This window comes from Microbacterium sp. NPDC055502, from assembly GCF_053643635.1.
Map to the genome: position 1 here is coordinate 597,763 of NZ_JBSHKJ010000002.1, position 20,791 is coordinate 618,553.

Consider the following 20,791-nt stretch of genomic DNA (forward strand, 5'->3'; position numbering starts at 1 on the left):
CAGTCTATCGGGGTCAGCGCGTGGGATCCGTCCCGCGGGACAGGTCGTCCCACGAGTCGACCGCGTCGACCGGGCCCTCGTGCGTCGCGGGGTGCGCGGTCTCGGTGCGGTAACGGCGGCCGCCCGACTTCCACTGACGCCAGGTGACCAGTACCAGCACGGCCGCGAGCAGCAGGATCACCCAGCCGACGAGCGCGACCCACGGCCACGCGGACGCCACGATGTGCGCCGCCACCTCGTGCACGGCGGTGTCGCCCGCGAGCCCCGTGGTCTCGGTCACGGTCGCGGCGACGGCGTCGAAGGGCTCAGCGACCAGCAGCTGCACGGTCGACCAGCCGAGGAACACCGCCGCGACCGCGGCGAGCACCCCGAAGACCAGTCGCACCGCGCGACCGGCGATCGACAGGGCCGCGCCGAGCGCCAGCACCGCGAGGCTCAGCGGCGCGAGCAGCACCATCGCCGCGGCCCCCGGCACGAGGATCGCCTCTCCCGCATCGGCGCGCTCGACCGTGAACCAGGTCTGCGTGGAGGAGATGATGCCGAGGGCGCCGGCGAGCAGGAAGCCGGAGACCGCGAGCGAGCGCCCCCGCCGGGCGAGGCTCACGACGCCGCCGATCCGTCGACGGCACCCAGGTCGGTTGTGTCGAAGCACGTGCGGGTCCCCGTGTGGCACGCCGGGCCGGTCTGGTCGACCAGCAGCAGGATCGCGTCGCCGTCGCAGTCGAGTCGGGCCTCGCGCACCACCTGGATGTTCCCGGAGGTGTCGCCCTTGCGCCAGTACTCCTGCCGGGACCGCGACCAGTACGTCGCACGACCCGACGTGAGCGTGCGCCGCAGCGCCTCCGCATCGACCCATGCGAGCATCAGCACCTCGCGCGTGTCCCACTGCTGCACGATCGCGGGCGCCAGGCCCTCGGCCGTGAAAGCCACCTGGGCGATGCGCGCCTCGACATCCGGCTCGCTCTGCCCCTGCTGCGCCTCCGTCATCGGACCAGCACCCCCTCCGCGCGCAGCGCGTCCTTCACGTCGCCGACCGTGAGCGCTCCCGTGTGGAAGACGCTCGCCGCGAGCACGGCGTCGGCACCCGCCTTGATGGCCGGGGCGAAATCGGTCGCTCGTCCGGCGCCGCCGGAGGCGATCACGGGCACCGGCGCCGCCTCGCGCATGAGCCGGACGAGTTCCAGGTCGAACCCGTCGCGCGTACCGTCCGCGTCGATCGAGTTCACCAGCAGCTCACCCGCCCCGCGCTCCGCGGCCTCCCTGGCCCAGTCGAGAGCGTCCAGCGTGGTCTGCGTGCGACCGCCGTGCGTCGTGACGACGAAACCGGAATGCGTCGTGTCGGCGCGCTTCACGTCGAGCGAGAGCACGAGCACCTGAGCGCCGAAGCGGTCCGCGATCTCGCCGATCAGCTCGGGCCGGGCGATCGCGGCGGAGTTCACCCCGACCTTGTCGGCGCCGACGGACAGCAGCCGGGCCACGTCCTCCACGCTGCGCACTCCCCCGCCGACCGTCAGCGGCACGAACACCTGCTCGGCGGTGCGCTGCACGACGTCGTAGGTCGTGGCCCGCGCGTCGACGGTCGCGGTCACATCGAGGAAGGTGATCTCGTCCGCGCCCTGCGCCGCATAGTGCCGGGCGAGCTCGACCGGATCCCCCATGTCGCGCAGGTTCTCGAAGTTCACGCCCTTCACGACGCGGCCGTCGGCCACATCGAGGCACGGGATGACCCTGCTCGCGAGAGTCATCAGAGCCTCGCCGCGTGGATCGCCGTGACGAGGATCGCCCTGGCCCCCAGCGCGTACAGGTCGTCCATCACCTGGTTGACCCGGCGACGCGGGATCATCACGCGCACGGCCACCCAGGCCGGGTCGCGCAGCGGGGAGATGGTGGCCGACTCCCGGCCGGGAGCGATCGCGACCGCCTGGTCGACCAGCTCGGTCGGCAGGTCGTAGTCGAGGAGCACGTACCGGCGGGCCACCATGACGCCTCGGAGACGGCGCAGCAGCGTGTCGACGCCGTCCGCGTCACCCGGGCGGCTGATCAGCACGGCCTCGGACTCCAGGATGACGGGGCCGAAGATCTCCAGCCCCGCCTGTCGCAGCGTGGTCCCCGTGGAGACCACGTCGGCGACGGCATCGGCGACGCCGAGGCGCACGGCCGACTCCACCGCACCGTCGAGCTGCACCAGCTCGGCGTTCACGCCGTGCTCCCGGAGGAACGAGCCCACCAGTCCGGGGTAGGCCGAGGCCACGCGCACGCCGTCGAGGTCGTCGATCGACGTGAAGCGTCCGGGAGGGCCGGCGAAGCGGAACGTCGACGCGCCGAAGCCGAGCTGCTCGATCTCGCGCGCCGGCTGCTGCACGTCGAGCAGCAGGTCGCGTCCGGTGATGCCGACGTCGAGAGCGCCGGAGGCGACGTACGTGGCGATGTCACGCGGACGCAGGAAGAAGAACTCGACGTCGTTCTCGGTGTCGACGACGTGCAGGGTCTTGGGGTCGCGGCGGCCGGCGTAGCCCGCCTCCGCGAGCATCTCGGCGGCGGTCTCGGACAGCGAGCCCTTGTTGGGAACGGCGATGCGCAGCATGAACGGCTTTCAGTTCGAAGGAGTGGGGGCGGAGCGCATCACAGATGTCGATAGACGTCCTGCAGGGTGAGGCCCTTCGCGAGCATCATCACCTGCAGGTGGTACAGCAGCTGCGAGATCTCCTCCGCCGCCGCCTCGTCGGACTCGTACTCGGCCGCCATCCACACCTCGGCGGCCTCCTCCACGATCTTCTTGCCGATCGTGTGCACGCCGCCGTCGAGCTCCGCGACCGTGCCCGACCCTTCCGGTCGGGTCTCGGCCTTGACGCTGAGCTCGGCGAACAGCTCGTCGAAAGTCTTCACGATTCCAGGCTAGCGGCTCGCGCGAGGTGCCTGAGCCGCGAGACCGCCGCCTCCACGTCGTCCTGCCCGTACACGGCCGAGCCCGCGACGAAGGTGTCCGCCCCCGCGGCCGCCGCCTGCGCGATCGTGTCGTCGGAGATCCCCCCGTCGACCTGGAGCCACACCTGCGACCCTCGACGTCGTGCCTCCTCCGACAGCGCGCGCAGCTTCGGCATCGTCTCCGGCATGAACCCCTGACCGCCGAACCCGGGCTCCACCGTCATCACCAGGATCTGGTCGAACTCGTCGAGGACCGGGAACAGTCCTTCGACCGGGGTGTCCGGCTTGACCGCGACACCGGCTCTGGCACCGATGTCGCGCAACCGCCGCGCGAGCGACACCGGGTCGACCGCGGCCTCCAGGTGGAAGGTCACGCTCGCCGCGCCCAGCTCCGCGTACCCGGGTGCCCAGCGCTCGGGGTCCGTGATCATGAGGTGCACGTCGAGAGGGACGGGACTGGTCTCCTGGATGCGCTGCACCATCTGCGGCCCGAACGTGAGGTTGGGCACGAAATGGTTGTCCATCACGTCGACGTGGGCGAAGTCGGCCGTCGCGATGCGGGCGAGCTCCGTCTGCATGTTGACGAAGTCGGCGGCGAGGATGCTCGGGTTGATGCGCGGTGCGCGAGGAAGCTCCACGGTCTCTGTCCTACCCTTCGGTGTCGTCGGTGCGCTGCAGGAGCGCGAGGAACATGGCGTCGGTGCCGTGGCGGTGCGGCCACAGCTGGGCGCTGCCCGTGGCGGCACGACCGTCGTCGGCGAGGTCGATCGGCGAGCGGGAGACGTCGCGCACCACGCGCCGCGCATCCAGCTCCACCACGTCGGCGCGGTCCCGCAGCACCTCGCGCACGACCCCGGTGGTCTCGGCCAGGTGCGGCGAGCACGTGACATAGGCCACGACGCCGCCCGGAGCGAGCGCGTCGAGAGCGGCGGACAGCAGGTCCACCTGCAGCGGCACGAGCTCGGCCACATCGGCGGGCGTCTTGCGCCAGCGCGCCTCCGGACGACGCCGCAGTGCTCCCAGCCCGGTGCACGGCGCGTCCACGAGGATGCGGTCGAACCCGCCGGGGTTCTCGCGCGCCAGCTCTCTGCCGTCGCGCTCGTGCACGGTCACGTCTCCGGGGACGGCCCGCAGCGCCTTCCGCACCAGTCGAGCGCGCGTCGGCACGACCTCGTTGGCCTCCAACGTCACCTCGTGCTCGCGGGCGATCGCGGCCAGCAGCGCCGTCTTGCCGCCCGGCCCGGCGCACAGGTCGAGCCACCGCTCCCCCGCCCGGACCGGTGCCGCGGCGGCCAGCGCGAGCCCGACGAGCTGCGACCCCTCGTCCTGGACGCGCACCGTGCCGGCGGACTCCGCGACCGGACGACGAGGGTCGCCCCCGGGTGACGCGAACGCGGTCGGCGCGAACGGGCGACGGGGCTCACCCGGCTGCGCGAGTCCGGGGAGGGCCACCAGCGTCACCTCGGGCGACGCGTTGTCGGCCTCGAGCAGGGCGCCGAGCTCGTCGACCCTGCCCTCGGCCGCCAGTGCGCGCCGCAGAGCCCGGATGACCCACACCGGATGCGCCGCGCGGAGGGCGAGGCGCTCATCGTCGGAGCGCGCCTCGGCCTCGATGCGCTCCATCCACTGCCCGGGCGACTCGCGCGCCACGCGACGCAGCACCGCGTTCGCGAAACTGGCCGCGCCACGGCCCGCCCGCGTCGCCACGAGGTTCACCGACTCGTTCACGGCCGCGTGCGAGGCGACCCTGGTCGCCAGGAGCTGATGGACCGCGAGCCGCAGTGCGTCCAGCACGGCCGGATCGATCGAGGAGGTGCTGCGATCCGCGGCCGCCGCGATCACCGCGTCGTACGTGCCTCGGCGGCGCAGCGTCCCGTAGGTGAGCTCGGTGGCGAGGGCCGCGTCCTGCGCGTCCAGCCCGGCCTCCGCGATCGCCGGGGGAAGCACGAGGTTGGCGTACGCGTCGGAGTCGGACACCGCCCGCAGCACCTCGTAGGCGACGAGCCGCGCCGGCTGCACCGTCCGCAGGGGCCCGCGCTCGTCGGTGCGCGCTGCGGGTCGGGGACGGCGGACCCCCTGCTGCTGGTGTCGCTCCTGCCTGCTCACGATCCCGCCCGCCGCTCGCCGCCCTGCAGGCCCCGCCACCAGTCGGCGGCGTTCATCGCCCCCTTGCCTGCCGGCTGCACGCGGGTCACCGCGAGGGGCGCGGTCGCGGTGCCGATCAGCAGCGCCGTCCTGGTGCCCGAGAGCACGCCGGGAGGCAACTGCTCCTCCCCGGCCGCGGGCTCGGCGGCGAGGATCTTCAGGCGCTGCCCGTCCACCGTCGTGTGGGCGCCGGGCTCGGGCGTCACCCCGCGGAACCGTGCGAACACCGACGACACGGGCTGCGTGAAGTCGAGGAGTCCGTCCGCCAGGCTCAGCTTCGCCGCGAACGTCGGCTCGCCCTCCTGCGGCACCGCCCGCGCCTCTCCCGCCGCGATCGCCGCGACCACCTCCGCGGTCAGGTCGGCGCCATCGCGCGCGAGCGCCTCCAGCGCCTCGCCGGCCGTCGCCGACGACGGCACCGCCACGGTGCGCCGTGCGAACACGTCGCCCGCGTCGAGCTCCGGCACGAGCTGGAAGACGCTGGCGCCCAGCACCTCGTCGCCCGCGATCAGCGCGCGCTGCACCGGCGCCGCGCCACGCCAGGCGGGCAGTAGGGAGAAGTGCAGGTTGATCCATCCGGCGTCCGGCGTCGACAGCAACGGCTCGCGCACGAGCCCGCCGTAGGCGACGATCACGCCCAGCTCGGGCTCGAGCGCGGCGATCTCCGCGGTCACCGCGTCATCCAGACGGGCCGCCCGGATGACCGGGAGGCCCCGTTCTGCGGCAGCCTGGGCGACGGGCGACGGCGTCAGCACGCGCTTGCGGCCGAGCGGCGCATCCGGTCTCGTCACCACCGCGGCGATGTCGTGCTCCGCAGCGAGGCGATGGAGTGTGGGCACGGCAGCGGAGGGCGTGCCGGCGAAGACGAGGCGCATGAAGGTTCTCCGGAAGGGGTCAGAGCTCTGGATCGAGGATATCGAGGCGCACCGTGAGCGCGCTCCGGGCCGCGCGCGCTCGGCCCCGCCGTCCGTTCACGGCCTCCGCCACCACGGCTGCGCGCAGGACGGTAGCCACCCGCACCCCGGCGCCGTAGTCGAAGCGGACCAGGGCGCGCACGCGCGGAGGGTCGTCGTCGCCCTCGACGGGGACGGGGCCGAGCACCGCGTCGGACGGCAGCGACAGCTCCCCGAGAGCGGCAAGAGCGCGGGCGACCGCGGCCGACGTGCCCTCCACGAGCGCGACGCGAGCGGCGGGCGGCATGTGCAGCGGGGCGCGGTTCTCCAGCTCCGAGCGCGCGTAGCCCGCCTGGTTCCACGTCGCGAGGGCCTTGGCGACCGCGCCGTCCACCCCCACCAGATGCACCGGAGCCCCGGGGGCGGCCAGCGCGGCAGCGTTCGACCACCAGCGCAGACACGCCTCGCCGATCCGCAGGTCGGGCGACTGCAGCATGCGCGGCCCGTCCAGCAGCACGACCGCGCGGTACCCGCCCTCCGCGAGGGGCTCGGCGCCGCGGGTCGCCACGACGAGCGCGGGGCGGGCGTCCACCCGCTCCACGGGGTGGCTGCCGTCCGCCACGATCACGCGCACGCCGGGAAACGCCCTGCCGAGCTCCTCCGCGGTGCGCTCACTGCCCGACGACGCCAGCCGCAGCCGCGGGGACGAGCACGCCGGACAGATCCACGCACTCGCGCCGCGCCCGCACCAGCCGCACACCGGAACGGCACCGCGATGCCGCGCGCCGAGCGGCCCGCCGCAGTGGGCGCAGCGCGCGGGGGTCCGGCAGTCCGCGCACACGAGCGACGGCGAGAACCCCGGGCGCGACACCTGCACCAGCACGGGCCCCTCCGCGGCCGCCGCCCTCGCCGCGAGGAACGCCGACGACGGCAGCCTCTGGGCGGCGGGACGCTCCAGCTCCTGCGGTGTGCTCAGCAGCACGCGCGGCAGCACCCGGCGCCCGGCCCGCACGTCGCGCAGCCAGCCGCGCGCCACGAGCCGCTCGACCTCCGTCGTGCGGGTGTGCCCGGCGAACAGCAGCGCGGAGCCCTCCGACTCCTGCCGCAGCAGCGCCGCATCACGCGCGTGCACATAGGGGGCGAGCGGCTCGCCGAGCAGCGGGTCCCCGTCGTCCCACACGACCACCAGGCCCGCCGTCACCGGGGCGTACACGGCCGAGCGGTTGCCCACCACGATGCACGGGGCGTCCTCGAGGGTCCGCAGGAACGCCCGGTAGCGGTCGGGGTTCGCCTGGCGCGAGTCGTGCCGCACCACGGCTTCCGGAGGCACCACGGCCTCGAGCGCCGCGAGCAGACGGTCGAGGTCGCGATGGTCGGGCACCACGAGGATCGTCGAGCGTCCCGCGGCGAGAGTGCGCGCCGCCGCGGCCGCGAGCAGTCGCGCCCAGCCCTGTGCGCCGTCGTCCAGCTGCGGGATGGCCTCGACCGCGGCGCGGCCTCCCTCGTCGAGCACGGCATCGAGACCGTCGTACGCCGCCAGCACACGCTCCGCCTCGGCCGACTGCTCGGCGTCGGGCGCCACGACCGGGGCGTCGGCGCGCCAGGCCTTCTCCACGCGCACCTGTCGCTTCGGGATCACGAGCCGCAGCACATCGGACGCCGAGCCCGCGGCACGGTCGGCGACCCGCCGCGCCAGGCGGTACAGGCGGTCGGGCAGCACCGGGACCGCCGACACCACGGTCTCCACCTCGGACAGGGGTCGTTCCGCGTCGCTCTCGACGTCGACCTCCACCACGTAGCCGTCCACCACGCGGCCGGCCGTGCGCAGCGGCACCTTCACCCGCACGCCGGGCTCGACGGGCCCGAGCTCGGCGGGAAGGGCGTAGTCGAAGAGCCGGTCGAGCTGCGGCAGCGGCGAGTCGAGGAGCACGCGCGCGATGCGACGGCTCTCGGGCGACATCAGGACCTCGGCCCCCTCAGAGCCCGGCAGCGCGGCGCAGCTCGTCGGCGCGGTCGGTGCGCTCCCACGTGAAGTCGGGGAGCTCGCGCCCGAAGTGGCCGTACGCCGCGGTCTGCGCGTAGATCGGGCGCAGCAGGTCGAGCTGCTCGATGATCGCCTGCGGGCGCAGGTCGAACACCTCCTCGATCGCGCGCGTGATGACCTCGTCCGACACCCGGCCGGTGCCGAACGTCTCGACGTAGAGCCCCACGGGGCGCGCGACACCGATCGCATAGGCGACCTGCACCTCGAGGCGGTCGGCCAGTCCCGCCGCCACGGCGTTCTTGGCCACCCAGCGTGTGGCGTAGGCGCCGGAACGGTCGACCTTGGACGGGTCCTTGCCGCTGAACGCGCCGCCACCGTGACGCGCGGCACCGCCGTACGTGTCGATGATGATCTTGCGTCCGGTGAGGCCCGCGTCGCCCTTCGGCCCGCCCGTCACGAACGGACCGGCGGGGTTGATGTAGTAGGTCACGTCGTCGAGCGCGAGGCCCGTGGTCGCCAGGACGGGGTCGATCACGTGCTCGCGCACCTGCGCCTTGAGCTCGTCCTGCGAGATGTCGGGGTGATGCTGCGTGGAGAGCACGACCGCGTCGATCGTCTTCGGGGTGAAGCCGTCGTACCCGAGCGTGACCTGGGTCTTGCCGTCGGGGCGGAGATACGGCAGCAGGCCGCTGCGGCGCACCTCGGTCAGGCGTTCGGCGATGCGGTGCGCCGTCCACGCGGCCATCGGCATCAGCTGTGGCGTCTCGTTCGTCGCGAAGCCGAACATGATGCCCTGATCGCCGGCGCCGAGGCCGTCGAGCGGATCGACCGACGTGCCGTCACGGTGCTCCTGGGCGTTGTCGACGCCGTGCGCGATGTCGGTGGACTGCTCCCCGACGGAGACGCTCACGCCGCAGGAGTCCCCGTCGAACCCGGTGTCGGACGATGTGTAGCCGATGCCGTTGACCACCTGGCGCACGATCGTCGGGATGTCGACGTAGGCGTCGGTGCGGATCTCTCCGGCGACGTGCACCAGCCCGGTCGTGACGAGCGTCTCGACGGCGACACGGGACCCCGGGTCCTTCGCGAGCAGGCCGTCGAGGATGCTGTCCGAGATCTGGTCGCAGATCTTGTCCGGGTGCCCTTCGGTGACGGACTCGGACGTGAACAGACGCAGCGCGCTCATCGATGCTCCAGAACGGGGACGGACGGGGGGAGGGTGTGGCACCCATTCTGGACCGCGCCACCGACGAAGCGGCGGCGCGGTCGTCGAGTCACTCCGCGTGACGCAGGCGGAGCTTGTCCTCGTTGATCTCGTGCAGCGCGATGGTCAGCGGCTTGTCCTCGACGGACGAGTCCACGAGCGGACCGACGTTGTCGAACAGGTTGCCCTCGTGGAGGTCGGAGTAGTAGTCGTTGATCTGGCGTGCGCGCTTGGCCGCGTAGATCACGAGCTCGTACTTGGAGTCGACGCGCTCCAGCAGGTTGTCGATGGGGGGATCGATGATGCCGTTGTTGCGTCCGGCCATGGGGGGGGACCTCCTGATCAGGCGACGGGGTTCGTCGCGAAGACGGTGCTGCGGGCGCGCGAGGAAAGCGTCAGCGCGCAGAGCTTGTAGACAAGTCTACGACCTCGCGAGCGGCGGTGGCGACGTCCTCGTTCACGACGAGGTGGTCGAACTCGTTCTGCGCGGCCAGCTCGACCTTCGCGGTGCGCAGTCGCCGCGCCCGCTCCTCCGCGTCCTCCGTCCCGCGGCCGACCAGCCGGTGCACCAGCTCGTCCCAGCTCGGAGGAAGCAGGAAGATGAGCGTCGCCGAGGGCTCCGCGGCGCGCACCTGCCGTGCGCCCTGCAGGTCGATCTCGAGCAGCACCGTCTTGCCCTCGGCCAGCGCCGCATCGATCGGAGCGCGCGGGGTGCCGTAGCGCGAGCGGTTGTGCACCACGGCGTACTCCAGCAGCTCGCCGTCGGCGATCAGGCGGTCGAACTCGGCGTCGTCGACGAAGTAGTAGTGCACGCCGTCGATCTCGCCGGGACGCGGCGCCCTAGTCGTCGCCGACACCGACAGGTGGATCTCGGGGTTGTTCTCCCGGATGTGCGCCGCGACGGTGCCCTTGCCCACCGCGGTCGGCCCGGCCAGCACCAGCAGGCGACTGCGGGCCTCGCGCGGCGTGGCCGGCGGGAACCGGCCGTCGAGCCACTCCTCCAGGACACGTCGTTGACGCGCTCCCAGGCCGCCGAGCCGCTTCACCGGGGAGATACGCAGCTCCTCCAGCACGCGGTCGCGCTTGCCGGCACCGATGGCCGGGAGCGCCAGGAGGAAGTCGGTGATGCGCAGCGAGCCCTCGACGGAGTCCGGGTCGGCGGTCGCGCGTCGCAGCACGGCCTGCGGCGTCACCACACGCATCGTCAGGTCGCGCTTGAGCGAGGCGCGGGCCCGGCGGCGCTCGACCGCACGGCGGGCGGCGGCGGCCCTGTCGACCTCGGGAACGGTGCGGTTGGTGTCAGGCACGGGTCACCTCGCGGTACTGGGCGGCACGTCGGGCGATGGTCTCGGCCAGGTCGTCGGGACCCGCGGAGAGGATGCTGCGGCTCTCGCTCGCGAGCACGGTGGGCGACAGCGAGCCGAAGCGCCGCCCGAGGTCCGCCGGCTCGGCCCCCTGCGCACCGAAGCCGGGCGCGAGGATCGGCACCGCCGGGCTGATCGCGTCGATCCCGGTCGCGGCCAGGTCGAGAGTGGCGCCGATCACGAAACCGAAGCTGCCCCACTCCCCCGCCGGGGTGCTCGTCGCGTTGCGCGCCGAGACCTCGGCGACGACCGCCGCCGACACGGTCTCGCCCGACGCGGTCCGCGCGCGCTGCAGGTCGGCGGCCTCGGGGTTGCTCGTCGCCGCGAGGACGAACAGGCCCTTGCCGTGCTCGTCTGCCAGCGCGAACGCGCCGCCGAGAGCGCCAACGCCGAGGTAAGGGCTCACGGTGAGCGCGTCGGCCTCCAGTGGCGATCCCGGAGCGAGCCACGCCTGCGCATAGTCGTCCATCGTCGACCCGATGTCTCCGCGCTTGGCGTCGGCGATCACGAGCAGCTCCGCCGCCCGCGCCGCGGAGATCACGTCCTCCAGTGCGGCGATCCCGGCGGAACCGTAGCGCTCGAAGAAGGACACCTGCGGCTTCACGACGCCCACGTGGTCCTGCGCGGCGGCGACCGTGCGCAGCCCGAACTCCCGCACCCCGGCGGCGTCGGCGGAGAGCCCCCACGCCGCGAGCATGGCGGCGTGGGGGTCGATGCCGACGCAGAGCGGTCCGTGCGCGTCCAGCGCCGCGCGGATCCGCTCTCCGAAGCGTGCGGTCATACGGCGGCCGCCCGGTCGAGCGCGTACTCCTGCAGGCTCTTCACCTGGAAGCCCTCGTCGGCCGCGTCCATGCCGCTCACCGCGGCACCGAGCACCGCGATGGTGGTGAACAGCGCCTTGTCGGCGGCGACGGCGGCCGCGCGGATCTCGTAGCCGTCCGCGCGCGCCGCCCCACCGGACGGCGTGTTCACGACGATGTCGATCTCCCCGTCGTTGATCAGGTCGACGATGTTGCGCGCTCCGGACTCCTGCGTCTCGCTGTACTTCTCGACCACGGTCACCGCGATGCCGTTGCGCGACAGGATCTCCGCCGTGCCCTCGGTCGCCACGATCGTGAAGCCGAGCTGCTGCAGCCGGTGGGCCGGGAGGATCACCGCGCGCTTGTCGGAGTCGGCGACCGAGATGAAGACGGTGCCGGAGGTCGGCATCCCGCCGTACGCCGCGGCCTGGCTCTTCGCGAACGCGGTCGGGAAGTCGCGATCGATGCCCATGACCTCACCGGTCGAGCGCATCTCCGGGCCCAGGACCGAGTCGACCGTCTTGCCGTCGGCCGTGCGGAACCGCTTGAACGGCAGCACGGCCTCCTTGACCGAGACCGGGGCGTCCAGCGGCACCCGGGAGCCGTCCTGCTCCGGCAGCATGCCCTCGGCCCGCAGCTCGGCGATGGTGGACCCGGCCATGATGCGGCTCGCGGCCTTCGCCATCGGAATGCCGAGCGCCTTCGACACGAACGGAACGGTGCGGCTCGCGCGCGGGTTGGCCTCGATCACGTAGAGCACGCCGGCGCTGATCGCGAACTGCACGTTCAGCAGGCCCCGGACGCCGACGCCCTCGGCGATCTTGAGCGTGGCCTCGCGCACCCGGTCGACGTCGCTGCGGCCGAGCGAGACCGGCGGCAGCGTGCAGCTGGAGTCACCGGAGTGGATGCCGGCCTCCTCCAGGTGCTCCATGACCCCGCCGATGAACAGGTCGGTGCCGTCGTAGAGCGCATCCACGTCGAGCTCGATCGCGTCGTCGAGGAAGCGGTCGACCAGGAGGGGCTTGCCCTCCTCGATCACGACCTCCCCGGCCGTGCGGACGAAGTAGTCGCGCAGCGCGTCGGTGCCGTAGACGATCTCCATGCCGCGTCCGCCGAGCACGAAGCTGGGGCGCACGAGCACCGGGTAGCCGATCTCCTCCGCGATGCGCACGGCGCCCTCGACGTCGATCGCCGTGCCGTTGCGCGGCGCGAGCAGCCCGGCGTCGTCGAGCAGGCGCGAGAAGAGCTCGCGCTCCTCCGCCAGGTCGATCGCCTCGGGGCTGGTGCCGAGCACGGTGTATCCCGCGGCCTCGATGCCCTTCGCGAGCCCGAGCGGCGTCTGGCCGCCGAGCTGGCAGACCACGCCGAGGATGGTGCCGCTCGCGGCCTCCGCGTCGAGCACCTCCAGGACGTCCTCCAGGGTCAGCGGCTCGAAGTAGAGCCGGTCGGACGTGTCGTAGTCGGTGGACACGGTCTCGGGGTTGCAGTTGACCATGACGGTCTCGAACCCGGCGTCCGACAGCGCGAACGAGGCGTGCACGCACGAGTAGTCGAACTCGACGCCCTGCCCGATGCGGTTCGGGCCCGAGCCGATGATCACGACCTTGGTGCGGTCGGAGGGCTCCACCTCGGTCTCCGCGTCGTAGCTGGAGTAGTGGTACGGCGTGAGCGCGGGGAACTCCCCGGCGCACGTGTCGACCGTCTTGTACACCGGCCGGATGCCGAGGCCGTGGCGCACGCCGCGGATCTCCGCCTCGGTCTCGCCGCGCAGCTGGGCGAGCTGCGCGTCGGAGAAGCCGTGCTCCTTCGCGTAGCGCAGGGTCGCCGCGTCGAGCTCGGGGGCCGTGCGCACCACCTCGGCGACCTCGTTGATGAGCACGATCTGGTCGAGGAACCACGGGTCCATCGCCGTCGCCTCGAACGCCTGCTCGATGGTCGCGCCCTTGCGCAGCGCCTGCTGCAGAGTCACGATGCGGCCGTCGGTCGGGGTCTTGGCGACCTCCAGCAGCTCTTCGACGCTGCGCGGCTCGTCGCCCCAGTGGAAGCTGGAGCCGCGCTTCTCGAGCGAACGCAGCGCCTTCTGCAGCGCGGTCGCGTAGTTACGGCCGATCGCCATCGCCTCGCCCACCGACTTCATGGTGGTGGTGAGGGTGGCGTCGGCGGCCGGGAACTTCTCGAACGCGAAGCGCGGCACCTTGACGACGACATAGTCGAGCGTGGGCTCGAAGCTGGCCGGGGTGACGCCGGTGATGTCGTTCGGGATCTCGTCGAGGCGGTAGCCGAGGGCGAGCTTGGCGGCCAGCTTGGCGATCGGGAAGCCGGTGGCCTTCGACGCCAGGGCGCTGGACCGCGACACGCGCGGGTTCATCTCGATGACGATGATGCGCCCGTTCTCCGGGTTCACCGCGAACTGGATGTTGCACCCGCCGGTGTCGACGCCGACCGCGCGGATGATGTCGATGCCGATGTCGCGCAGCTTCTGGTATTCGCGGTCGGTGAGGGTCAGCGCGGGCGCGACCGTGATGGAGTCGCCCGTGTGCACGCCGACCGGGTCGACGTTCTCGATCGAGCACACGACCACCGTGTTGTCGGCGGTGTCGCGCATGAGCTCGAGCTCGTACTCCTTCCACCCGAGGATCGACTCCTCCAGGAGCACCTCGGTGGTGGGCGAGTCACGCAGACCCGCACCGCCGATGCGCCGCAGGTCCTCTTCGTCGTACGCGAAGCCGGAACCCAAGCCGCCCATCGTGAACGACGGCCGCACGACGAGCGGATAGCCGAGCTCTTCGGCGCCGGCGAGCAGGTCGTCCATGGTGTGCGCGATCACGCTGCGGGCGACGTCGGCGCCGGCCTCCAGCACGAGCTCCTTGAAGATCTGGCGGTCCTCGCCCTTGCGGATGGCGTCGACCTTCGCGCCGATCAGCTCGACGCCGTACTTCTCGAGGATCCCCTGCTCGTGCAGCGCCATGGCCGCGTTGAGGGCGGTCTGGCCGCCGAGGGTCGGCAGGATCGCGTCGGGCTTCTCCTTGGCGATGATCGTCTCGATCACGGCCGGGGTGATCGGCTCGATGTAGGTCGCGTCGGCGAAGTCGGGGTCGGTCATGATGGTGGCCGGGTTGGAGTTGACCAGGATGACCCTGACCCCTTCTTCGCGCAGCACGCGGCACGCCTGGGTGCCGGAGTAGTCGAACTCGCAGGCCTGGCCGATGACGATCGGGCCGGAGCCGATGACGAGGACGGAGGAGATGTCGTCGCGCTTGGGCATTACTGGGCGTCCTTCTTGTTCGCGATGACCATGTCGCGGAAGCGGTCGAAGAGGTAGTTGGCGTCGTGCGGACCGGCCGCGGCCTCGGGGTGGTACTGCACCGAGAACGCGGGGATGTCGAGGGCGCGCAGGCCCTCCACGACGTTGTCGTTGAGGCCGACGTGGCTGACCTCGACCTTGCCGTAGCCGCGCGGGCTGTCGAAGGAGCCCTCCAGGGGCGCCTCGACCGCGAAGCCGTGGTTGTGGGCCGTGATCTCGACCTTGCCCGTCTGCTTGTCGAGCACGGGCTGGTTGATGCCGCGGTGGCCGAACGGCAGCTTGTAGGTGCCGAGTCCGAGGGCACGGCCGAGCAGCTGGTTGCCGAAGCAGATCCCGAAGAAGGGCAGTCCGTCGTCCAGCACGGCGCGCAGCAGCTCCACGTGGTCGCCCGAGGCGGCCGGGTCGCCCGGCCCGTTGGAGTAGAACACCGCCACCGGCTCGATCGCCCGGATGTCGTCGATGCTCACGTCCTGCGGGAGCACGTGCACGTCGAACCCGCGGGCGGCGAGGTTGTCGATCGTCGCCTGCTTCACGCCGAGGTCGAGCACGGCGAGGTTGCCGATGCGCTCCCCCACCGCCGGGGTCACGGTCGCGCTCTCGACCGAGACCTGCGCCGACAGGTTGAGTCCGGTCATCTCGGGGGCCTCCCGCACGATGCGCAGCTGCTCTTCCGCGTCGAGAGCGGCGTCGTCGCCCGAGAAGATGCCGCCGCGCATGGATCCGGCGGACCGGATGTGGCGCGTGACCGCGCGGGTGTCGATACCGCTGATGCCGACGATGCCGTCCTCCACGAGGACGTCGTCGAGGGAGGCGTTGGCCCGCCAGTTCGAGACCACGCGCGAGGGGTCGCGGACGATGTAGCCGGCGACCCAGATGCGGCGCGACTCGGTGTCCTCGTCGTTCATGCCGGTGTTGCCGATGTGCGGCGCCGTCTGCAGCACGATCTGACCCGCGTACGAGGGGTCGGTGATGGTCTCTTGATATCCCGACATGCCGGTGGCGAACACGACCTCGCCGAGGGTGCGGCCGCGGGCGCCGTACGCGCGACCGGCGTGACGGGTGCCGTCCTCGAGGACGAGCACGGCGGGATCGGGCAGGCGGGACGGGGAGTCCGCCGGGGAGGATGTCTGGTTGGTCATGACGTTGCTCCTGTGTCGGGGGCAGCGGGGACGAGCCGCTGCAGGTCGGAGATGAGGTTCTGGGGATCGCCGCCGGTGAGCCGGAGGTAGCTGTCCACGATCGTCGTGTCGGCGACGCGCCACGCGATGCGGACGAGGCCGCCCGGTTCGACCACGCGGTCGATCGTGACGGTGGCCCGGTCGACCGCGACGAGCTGGTCGCGCGCGAGGAAGACCGTGGGGGCGCCGTCGAGGGCCAGCGCGACGCCGCGGTCGGTCACCGCCAGCTCCCCGCGGGCCCGGAAGGCGAGCGGCGTGATGGCCACGCGTTCGAGGGGCTGCTCGTGCGTCGTCGTCGACACGTACAGCACCTCGTCGCGGCGCATCACCTCCGCGTGCTCCGGCACACCGAGGGGCGCGGTGAACGCGGCATCGCGCCGCACTCGTCGTCGCCAGGCGAACAGCATCGCGAGCAGCACCAGCAGCGCGAGGGCGATCAGGATCGCGACCGCGAGGTCCCGTGCGCTCATGCGCCGAGCTCCTCGACGACAGCTCCGCCGTCGACGGTCAGCACGCCGCCGTGCAGCGTGTACTGCACGCGGCCCGGCAGTTCGCGGCCGAGGTACGGCGAGTTCGTGCTGCGTCCGCGCAGGTCCGCCTCGGTGAACACGCCGTCGACCGCCGCGTCGTACAGCGCGAGCTGCGCCGGCTGCCCGACCTCGAGCGGGGTGCCGTGCCCGGCCAGACCGCCGATGCGCGCGGGTGCCGCGCTCATCACGCGGGCCACATCCGGCCAGTCGAGCAGGCCGGTCTGCACCATGGCCTGGTGCACGACGCGCAGTGCGCTCTCGAGCCCCACCATGCCGTTCGCGGCCGCCGGCCATTCGCACGCCTTGTGCTCGCTCGGGTGCGGGGCGTGATCGGTCGCGACGATGTCGATCGTGCCGTCGGCGAGGCCCTCCCGCACCGCGAGGACATCCTCCTCGCGGCGCAGCGGCGGGTTGACCTTGAACCGCGCGTCATAGCCGCGGACGAGTTCGTCGGTGAGCAGCAGGTGGTGCGGAGTGACCTCCGCCGTCACGTTCACGCCGCGCTTCTTGGCCCAGCGGATGATGTCGACCGAGCCGGCCGTCGACAGGTGGCACACATGCAGGCGCGAGCCGACGTGCTCGGCGAGAAGCACGTCACGCGCGATGATCGACTCCTCGGCGACCGCGGGCCAGCCCGTGAGGCCGAGCTCCGCCGAGACGGTGCCCTCGTTCATCTGGGCGCCCTCGGTCAGGCGGGGGTCCTGGGCATGCTGGGCGATCACACCGCCGAAAGACTTCACGTACTCCAACGCGCGGCGCATGATCAGCGGGTCCCACACGCAGAAGCCGTCATCGCTGAACACCCGCACCTGCGCACGCGAGGTCGCCATGGCGCCGAGCTCGGCGAGGCGCTCGCCCTTCTGGCCCACCGTGACCGCGCCGATCGGCTGCACCGTGGCGTAGCCCGCAGCCTCGCCGAGGGCCAGCTCCTGCTCGACGACGCCGGCCGTGTCGGCCACGGGCGACGTGTTCGGCATCGCGAACACGGCCGTGAAGCCACCGGCCGCCGCCGCGCGGGTGCCGCTGAGGATCGTCTCCGACGCCTCGTATCCGGGCTCGCGCAGATGCGTGTGCAGGTCGACCAGACCCGGCAGGGCGATGAGGCCGCCGGCATCGATCACGCGCGCGCCGGCACGGCTGAGCCCGGAGCCGATCTCGGCGATCCGGCCGTCCTCGATGATCAGGTCGGCGCTCTCCGCGCCGAGCAGCCGTGCACCGGTGATGACGAGGGTCTCGCTCACAGGTCTCCCCCTCGTTCGTCGTCTCGTTCGCCCGCCAGCAGCAGGTACAGCACAGCCATCCGCACGGAAACCCCGTTCGAGACCTGTTCCAGCACCGTCGAGCGGGGGGAATCGGCTGCTTCGGAGGAGATCTCCAGTCCCCGGTTCATGGGTCCGGGGTGCATCACAATGCTACCGGCCGGAAGAGCGGCCACACGCCGTGCGTCCAGACCCCACCGGCGCGAATACTCCCGCTCAGTCGGGAAATACGCGGCGTTCATGCGCTCCAGCTGGATCCGCAGCATCATGACCGCGTCCGGCCCGGCCGCCAGCGCCTCGTCGAGGTCGTAGACGACCCGGACCGGCCAGAGCGACACGTTCTGCGGCACCAGCGTCGGCGGCGAGACCAGCGTGACCTCGGCGCCCAGGGTCGTCAGCAGCCACACGTTCGAGCGCGCGACCCGCGAGTGCAGCACGTCGCCGACGATCGTGACGCGGAGCCCGGTCAGGTCGCGTCCACGGCTGTCCGCGCCATAGCGGCGCTTGCGGATCGTGAACGCGTCGAGCAGTGCCTGCGTCGGGTGCTCGTGCGTGCCATCACCCGCGTTGACGACGCCCGCAGAGATCCAACCGCTCGTCGCGAGGGTCTGCGGGGCGCCCGAGCCGGGGTGACGGACGACGACCGCATCGGCGCCGATCGCCTCCAGGGTCTGCGCCGTGTCCTTGAGGCTCTCGCCCTTGGAGACGCTGGAGCCCTTCGCGGCGAAGTTGATCACGTCGGCGGAGAGCCGCTTGGCCGCGGCCTCGAACGAGATCCGGGTGCGGGTCGAGTCCTCGAAGAAGAGGTTGACGACCGTCTTGCCACGCAGCGTCGGGAGCTTCTTGACCTCGCGCGACTGCGTGTCCGACATGTCCTCCGCGACATCGAGGATGCGCAGCGCCGTGGCGCGGTCGAGGGTCCGGGTGTCCAGGAGGTGCCTCATTCGCCGATGGTCACCTCCTCGGCGCCGTCCGTCTCGAACAGACGGACGTTCACGCGCTCGGTGCGGGCGGACGGGATGTTCTTGCCGACGAAGTCGGGTCGGATCGGGAGCTCGCGGTGACCGCGGTCGACGAGGATCGCCAGGCGCACGGCGCTCGGGCGGCCGATCGACTGGATGGCGTCCAGCGCGGCACGGATGCTGCGACCGGAGAAGAGGACGTCGTCGACCAGCACCACGGTCTTCCCATCGATGCCGCCGGCCGGGATCTCGGTCGGCTGCGGGGACCGCGTCGGGTGCTTGGCCAGATCGTCACGGAAGAGCGTGACGTCGAGCGAGCCGACGGGGACCGAGACCTGCGCGATCTCACTGATCAGGGTGCCGAGGCGATGCCCCAGGGTGACGCCGCGGGTCGGGATCCCGAGGAGGACGAGGCCGTCGGCGCCTCGATTCGACTCGAGGATCTCGTGCGCGATCCGGGTCAGCGCTCGTGAGATGTCGGCTTGGTGCAGCACAGTGCGCACGCTCATCAGCCGCTCCCTTCTCCGCCTCACAGGACGGTGTTAAAGGTTGCTTGCGATGTCAGTCTATCGGAGCGGGAGACCGCGTCCGCTCAGCTCGCCTCCTGGAGCACGGCGTCGGTGACGTCGTCGATCTTGCGGGCGCGGATCGGGTGGCCGCTCGTGGAGAGGCACCGCCCGGTCTTCAGATCCCACTTCCAGTCGTGCATGCTGCACGTCAGGACGCCGTCCTCGTCGACCGAGCCGGTGCGGGTCAGGTCGGCGCGCAGGTGCGGACACCGGCGCTGCACCACCCAGTCGCCCACCTCGGCGTCTTCGGTCTGGTCGGTCTGCTCCTGGTACCAGTTCTCGACGTACTCGATGCGGTCCACCGACAGGCACTTGAGGAACGTAGTGAGGAACTCGTTGAACTTGCCGCTGCGGCCCACGGAGAACTGCATCGACAGGAAGATCGAGTTCGACCAGTCGATCTCGTGATCACGGATGTTGGTCGAGACGAGGTCGGCGGGGATCGTGTACCAGTAGACGCACTCCTCCCCCGCGTACTCGCGGACCTTGGCACGCGGGAAGTCCACCACCATGTCGAGCTCGCCGATGCGGAACCGCACGTGGCCGCCCACGCCGAGTCGGATCGTGCGCGACTTCTTCAGCAGCGGCTCCCACCAGTTCTTGAGGGCCTCGAGCATCTCGGCGGGCGGGATGATCTCCGCGCGGGAAGCTTCCTCGTCGCGGATCTCCTGCTGTCGCGACGCCCGCTGCTCCTCCAGGTAGTCCCACTTGTCGTCGAACATGCGGCTGATCTCGGCCTCGGTGTACAGGGTCTGCGCGGTCGTGACCTCGCCGCCGTCGATCGTGACGACCGTGCCGGGGATGAACAGCTGGCCGTCGTACTGCGGCGACAGCTCCTTCATATGCGCCAGGAACTGCTTCTGATCCGTGAAGATCGACTCGCCGTTGCGGCCCGTGCCGTTGAAGTCGAACAGGTCGTCGCGCAGGAACATCGGCGGACCGGCCATCGGGAACACGTGCGGGGCATCGACCTTGTCGATGTAGTACATCGCCCGCTTGTTCTGGGCCTCGCGCTTGAGCCGGGCGAAGTTCTGCTTCGCGTCGAGCGGCAGGTCGTACACCATCGGCCACCAGATCGCGCCGGAGACCTGCGTGAAGTAGGCATCGGGCTTGCCGAAGTGCAGCAGCTTCTCGAGGTCGAGAGGGTGCGAGTCGTTCTGGTTGAGCATCGAGCCCGTGCCGTCGTCGACGCTCAGCGAGGAGTCGCCGATCGGGCCGTCGCTCGGCGCCCGCAGCGGCGTGATCATCAGCTTGAGATCACCGCGCTGGATGATCTCGCCCGCAGGCGCGTAGGTGATGTTCGTATACCCGAGCGCCCGGATGTCCTGCTCCAGGTCGTCGATCGGATACTCCGGCAGCAGCACCTCGATGTCCTTGCGGATGTACCGCTCCAGGAGGGCGGGGTCGAAGTGGTCGCGGTGCCGGTGCGAGATGTACAGGAAGTCTGCCTCGCGGCCGAATCGCTCCCAGTCGAGCGCGCGGTTGTCGGGGAACGGGAACCAGGAGCCGAAGAACGAGGGCCCGAGGACCGGGTCGCAGATGATGTTCCCGCCTACCGTCTCGATGAACATCCCGGCGTGGCCGAGTCCCGTGATCCGCATTGCATTCCTCTCGAAGATGAACCGTTCGATTGTACCGAGGTGTCCCTGGGCGACCGGTCGGACGAGCCGGAGA

20 protein-coding genes are annotated in these 20,791 nt (G+C 71.6%); all 20 read right to left on the minus strand.

All coding sequences use genetic code 11. The features are described from left to right. Positions 1 to 13 precede the first annotated feature (13 nt). Positions 14 to 604: a Trp biosynthesis-associated membrane protein gene (locus ACWH95_RS13900; RefSeq protein WP_136032427.1), complete on the minus strand. Its 591-nt coding sequence runs from the start codon at positions 602 to 604 to the stop codon at positions 14 to 16. After that, on the minus strand, positions 601 to 987 hold the full coding sequence (gene hisI, locus ACWH95_RS13905) for a phosphoribosyl-AMP cyclohydrolase (protein ID WP_247638789.1): 387 nt from the start codon (positions 985 to 987) through the stop codon (positions 601 to 603). Before hisI ends, ACWH95_RS13900 begins: the two co-directional genes overlap by 4 nt. Further along, entirely contained in the window at positions 984 to 1,745 is a 762-nt protein-coding gene (gene hisF / locus ACWH95_RS13910; protein ID WP_136032431.1) for an imidazole glycerol phosphate synthase subunit HisF, read from the minus strand. The genes hisI and hisF overlap by 4 nt, the downstream gene beginning before the upstream one ends. Next, positions 1,745 to 2,584 (minus strand): ATP phosphoribosyltransferase, encoded by an 840-nt coding sequence (gene hisG / locus ACWH95_RS13915; protein ID WP_136032433.1) that lies wholly within the window; start codon positions 2,582 to 2,584, stop codon positions 1,745 to 1,747. The genes hisF and hisG overlap by 1 nt, the downstream gene beginning before the upstream one ends. 38 nt (positions 2,585 to 2,622) lie before the next feature. Then, positions 2,623 to 2,886, minus strand: coding sequence for a phosphoribosyl-ATP diphosphatase (locus ACWH95_RS13920; protein WP_136032435.1), 264 nt, complete (start codon positions 2,884 to 2,886; stop codon positions 2,623 to 2,625). Next, positions 2,883 to 3,563, minus strand: coding sequence for a ribulose-phosphate 3-epimerase (gene rpe, locus ACWH95_RS13925; RefSeq protein WP_136032437.1), 681 nt, complete (start codon positions 3,561 to 3,563; stop codon positions 2,883 to 2,885). Before rpe ends, ACWH95_RS13920 begins: the two co-directional genes overlap by 4 nt. Before the next feature lie 10 nt (positions 3,564 to 3,573). Then, the gene (locus tag ACWH95_RS13930) at positions 3,574 to 4,944 is read right to left on the minus strand and encodes a transcription antitermination factor NusB (protein WP_136032456.1); all 1,371 of its coding nucleotides are present in this window, start codon (positions 4,942 to 4,944) and stop codon (positions 3,574 to 3,576) included. 83 nt (positions 4,945 to 5,027) lie between these two features. Continuing rightward, positions 5,028 to 5,945 carry a methionyl-tRNA formyltransferase gene (fmt, locus tag ACWH95_RS13935; protein ID WP_136032439.1) on the minus strand — a complete coding sequence of 306 codons (918 nt, stop codon included), beginning with the start codon at positions 5,943 to 5,945 and terminating at the stop codon, positions 5,028 to 5,030. Positions 5,946 to 5,964: 19 nt separating this feature from the next. Then, a complete protein-coding gene (locus ACWH95_RS13940) occupies positions 5,965 to 7,923 on the minus strand; it encodes a primosomal protein N' family DNA-binding protein (protein WP_454120837.1) in 1,959 nt (652 codons plus the stop codon). 16 nt (positions 7,924 to 7,939) lie between these two features. Next, positions 7,940 to 9,133 carry a methionine adenosyltransferase gene (metK, locus tag ACWH95_RS13945; RefSeq protein ID WP_136033699.1) on the minus strand — a complete coding sequence of 398 codons (1,194 nt, stop codon included), beginning with the start codon at positions 9,131 to 9,133 and terminating at the stop codon, positions 7,940 to 7,942. 88 nt (positions 9,134 to 9,221) lie between these two features. Then, positions 9,222 to 9,476 carry a DNA-directed RNA polymerase subunit omega gene (rpoZ, locus tag ACWH95_RS13950; RefSeq protein ID WP_025103490.1) on the minus strand — a complete coding sequence of 85 codons (255 nt, stop codon included), beginning with the start codon at positions 9,474 to 9,476 and terminating at the stop codon, positions 9,222 to 9,224. Positions 9,477 to 9,546: 70 nt separating this feature from the next. Continuing rightward, on the minus strand, positions 9,547 to 10,458 hold the full coding sequence (gene gmk / locus ACWH95_RS13955; protein WP_136033697.1) for a guanylate kinase: 912 nt from the start codon (positions 10,456 to 10,458) through the stop codon (positions 9,547 to 9,549). Then, positions 10,451 to 11,296: an orotidine-5'-phosphate decarboxylase gene (gene pyrF, locus ACWH95_RS13960; protein WP_136033696.1), complete on the minus strand. Its 846-nt coding sequence runs from the start codon at positions 11,294 to 11,296 to the stop codon at positions 10,451 to 10,453. The genes gmk and pyrF overlap by 8 nt, the downstream gene beginning before the upstream one ends. Continuing rightward, positions 11,293 to 14,580, minus strand: coding sequence for a carbamoyl-phosphate synthase large subunit (carB, locus tag ACWH95_RS13965; RefSeq protein WP_136044803.1), 3,288 nt, complete (start codon positions 14,578 to 14,580; stop codon positions 11,293 to 11,295). The genes pyrF and carB overlap by 4 nt, the downstream gene beginning before the upstream one ends. Continuing rightward, a complete protein-coding gene (gene carA, locus ACWH95_RS13970) occupies positions 14,580 to 15,758 on the minus strand; it encodes a glutamine-hydrolyzing carbamoyl-phosphate synthase small subunit (protein WP_378803697.1) in 1,179 nt (392 codons plus the stop codon). The genes carB and carA overlap by 1 nt, the downstream gene beginning before the upstream one ends. Further along, on the minus strand, positions 15,755 to 16,267 hold the full coding sequence (locus ACWH95_RS13975; protein ID WP_136033690.1) for a PH-like domain-containing protein: 513 nt from the start codon (positions 16,265 to 16,267) through the stop codon (positions 15,755 to 15,757). The genes carA and ACWH95_RS13975 overlap by 4 nt, the downstream gene beginning before the upstream one ends. Further along, positions 16,264 to 17,568 carry a dihydroorotase gene (locus tag ACWH95_RS13980; RefSeq protein ID WP_136036227.1) on the minus strand — a complete coding sequence of 435 codons (1,305 nt, stop codon included), beginning with the start codon at positions 17,566 to 17,568 and terminating at the stop codon, positions 16,264 to 16,266. The genes ACWH95_RS13975 and ACWH95_RS13980 overlap by 4 nt, the downstream gene beginning before the upstream one ends. Next, positions 17,565 to 18,530, minus strand: coding sequence for an aspartate carbamoyltransferase catalytic subunit (locus ACWH95_RS13985; RefSeq protein ID WP_136033687.1), 966 nt, complete (start codon positions 18,528 to 18,530; stop codon positions 17,565 to 17,567). The genes ACWH95_RS13980 and ACWH95_RS13985 overlap by 4 nt, the downstream gene beginning before the upstream one ends. Then, positions 18,527 to 19,057, minus strand: a complete 531-nt coding sequence (gene pyrR / locus ACWH95_RS13990) for a bifunctional pyr operon transcriptional regulator/uracil phosphoribosyltransferase PyrR (protein ID WP_136036228.1) — start codon at positions 19,055 to 19,057, stop codon at positions 18,527 to 18,529. Before pyrR ends, ACWH95_RS13985 begins: the two co-directional genes overlap by 4 nt. Before the next feature lie 83 nt (positions 19,058 to 19,140). Next, positions 19,141 to 20,718, minus strand: coding sequence for a Rieske 2Fe-2S domain-containing protein (locus ACWH95_RS13995; RefSeq protein WP_136033683.1), 1,578 nt, complete (start codon positions 20,716 to 20,718; stop codon positions 19,141 to 19,143). Between the last annotated feature and the right edge of the window lie 73 nt (positions 20,719 to 20,791).

Excerpts from the sequence above, each read along its gene's own strand:
- hisI (WP_247638789.1), bottom strand. The coding sequence starts at position 987 with ATGACGGAGGCGCAGCAGGGGCAGAGCGAGCCGGATGTCGAGGCGCGC.
- hisF (WP_136032431.1), bottom strand. The coding sequence starts at position 1,745 with ATGACTCTCGCGAGCAGGGTCATCCCGTGCCTCGATGTGGCCGACGGC.
- hisG (WP_136032433.1), bottom strand. The coding sequence starts at position 2,584 with ATGCTGCGCATCGCCGTTCCCAACAAGGGCTCGCTGTCCGAGACCGCC.
- fmt (WP_136032439.1), bottom strand. The coding sequence starts at position 5,945 with ATGCGCCTCGTCTTCGCCGGCACGCCCTCCGCTGCCGTGCCCACACTC.
- ACWH95_RS13940 (WP_454120837.1), bottom strand. The coding sequence starts at position 7,923 with ATGTCGCCCGAGAGCCGTCGCATCGCGCGCGTGCTCCTCGACTCGCCG.
- metK (WP_136033699.1), bottom strand. The coding sequence starts at position 9,133 with ATGAGCGCGCTGCGTCTGTTCACGTCCGAGTCCGTCACCGAAGGGCAC.
- rpoZ (WP_025103490.1), bottom strand. The coding sequence starts at position 9,476 with ATGGCCGGACGCAACAACGGCATCATCGATCCCCCCATCGACAACCTG.
- pyrF (WP_136033696.1), bottom strand. The coding sequence starts at position 11,296 with ATGACCGCACGCTTCGGAGAGCGGATCCGCGCGGCGCTGGACGCGCAC.
- carB (WP_136044803.1), bottom strand. The coding sequence starts at position 14,580 with ATGCCCAAGCGCGACGACATCTCCTCCGTCCTCGTCATCGGCTCCGGC.
- carA (WP_378803697.1), bottom strand. The coding sequence starts at position 15,758 with ATGACCAACCAGACATCCTCCCCGGCGGACTCCCCGTCCCGCCTGCCC.
- ACWH95_RS13975 (WP_136033690.1), bottom strand. The coding sequence starts at position 16,267 with ATGAGCGCACGGGACCTCGCGGTCGCGATCCTGATCGCCCTCGCGCTG.
- ACWH95_RS13985 (WP_136033687.1), bottom strand. The coding sequence starts at position 18,530 with ATGAGGCACCTCCTGGACACCCGGACCCTCGACCGCGCCACGGCGCTG.
- pyrR (WP_136036228.1), bottom strand. The coding sequence starts at position 19,057 with ATGAGCGTGCGCACTGTGCTGCACCAAGCCGACATCTCACGAGCGCTG.
- ACWH95_RS13995 (WP_136033683.1), bottom strand. The coding sequence starts at position 20,718 with ATGCGGATCACGGGACTCGGCCACGCCGGGATGTTCATCGAGACGGTA.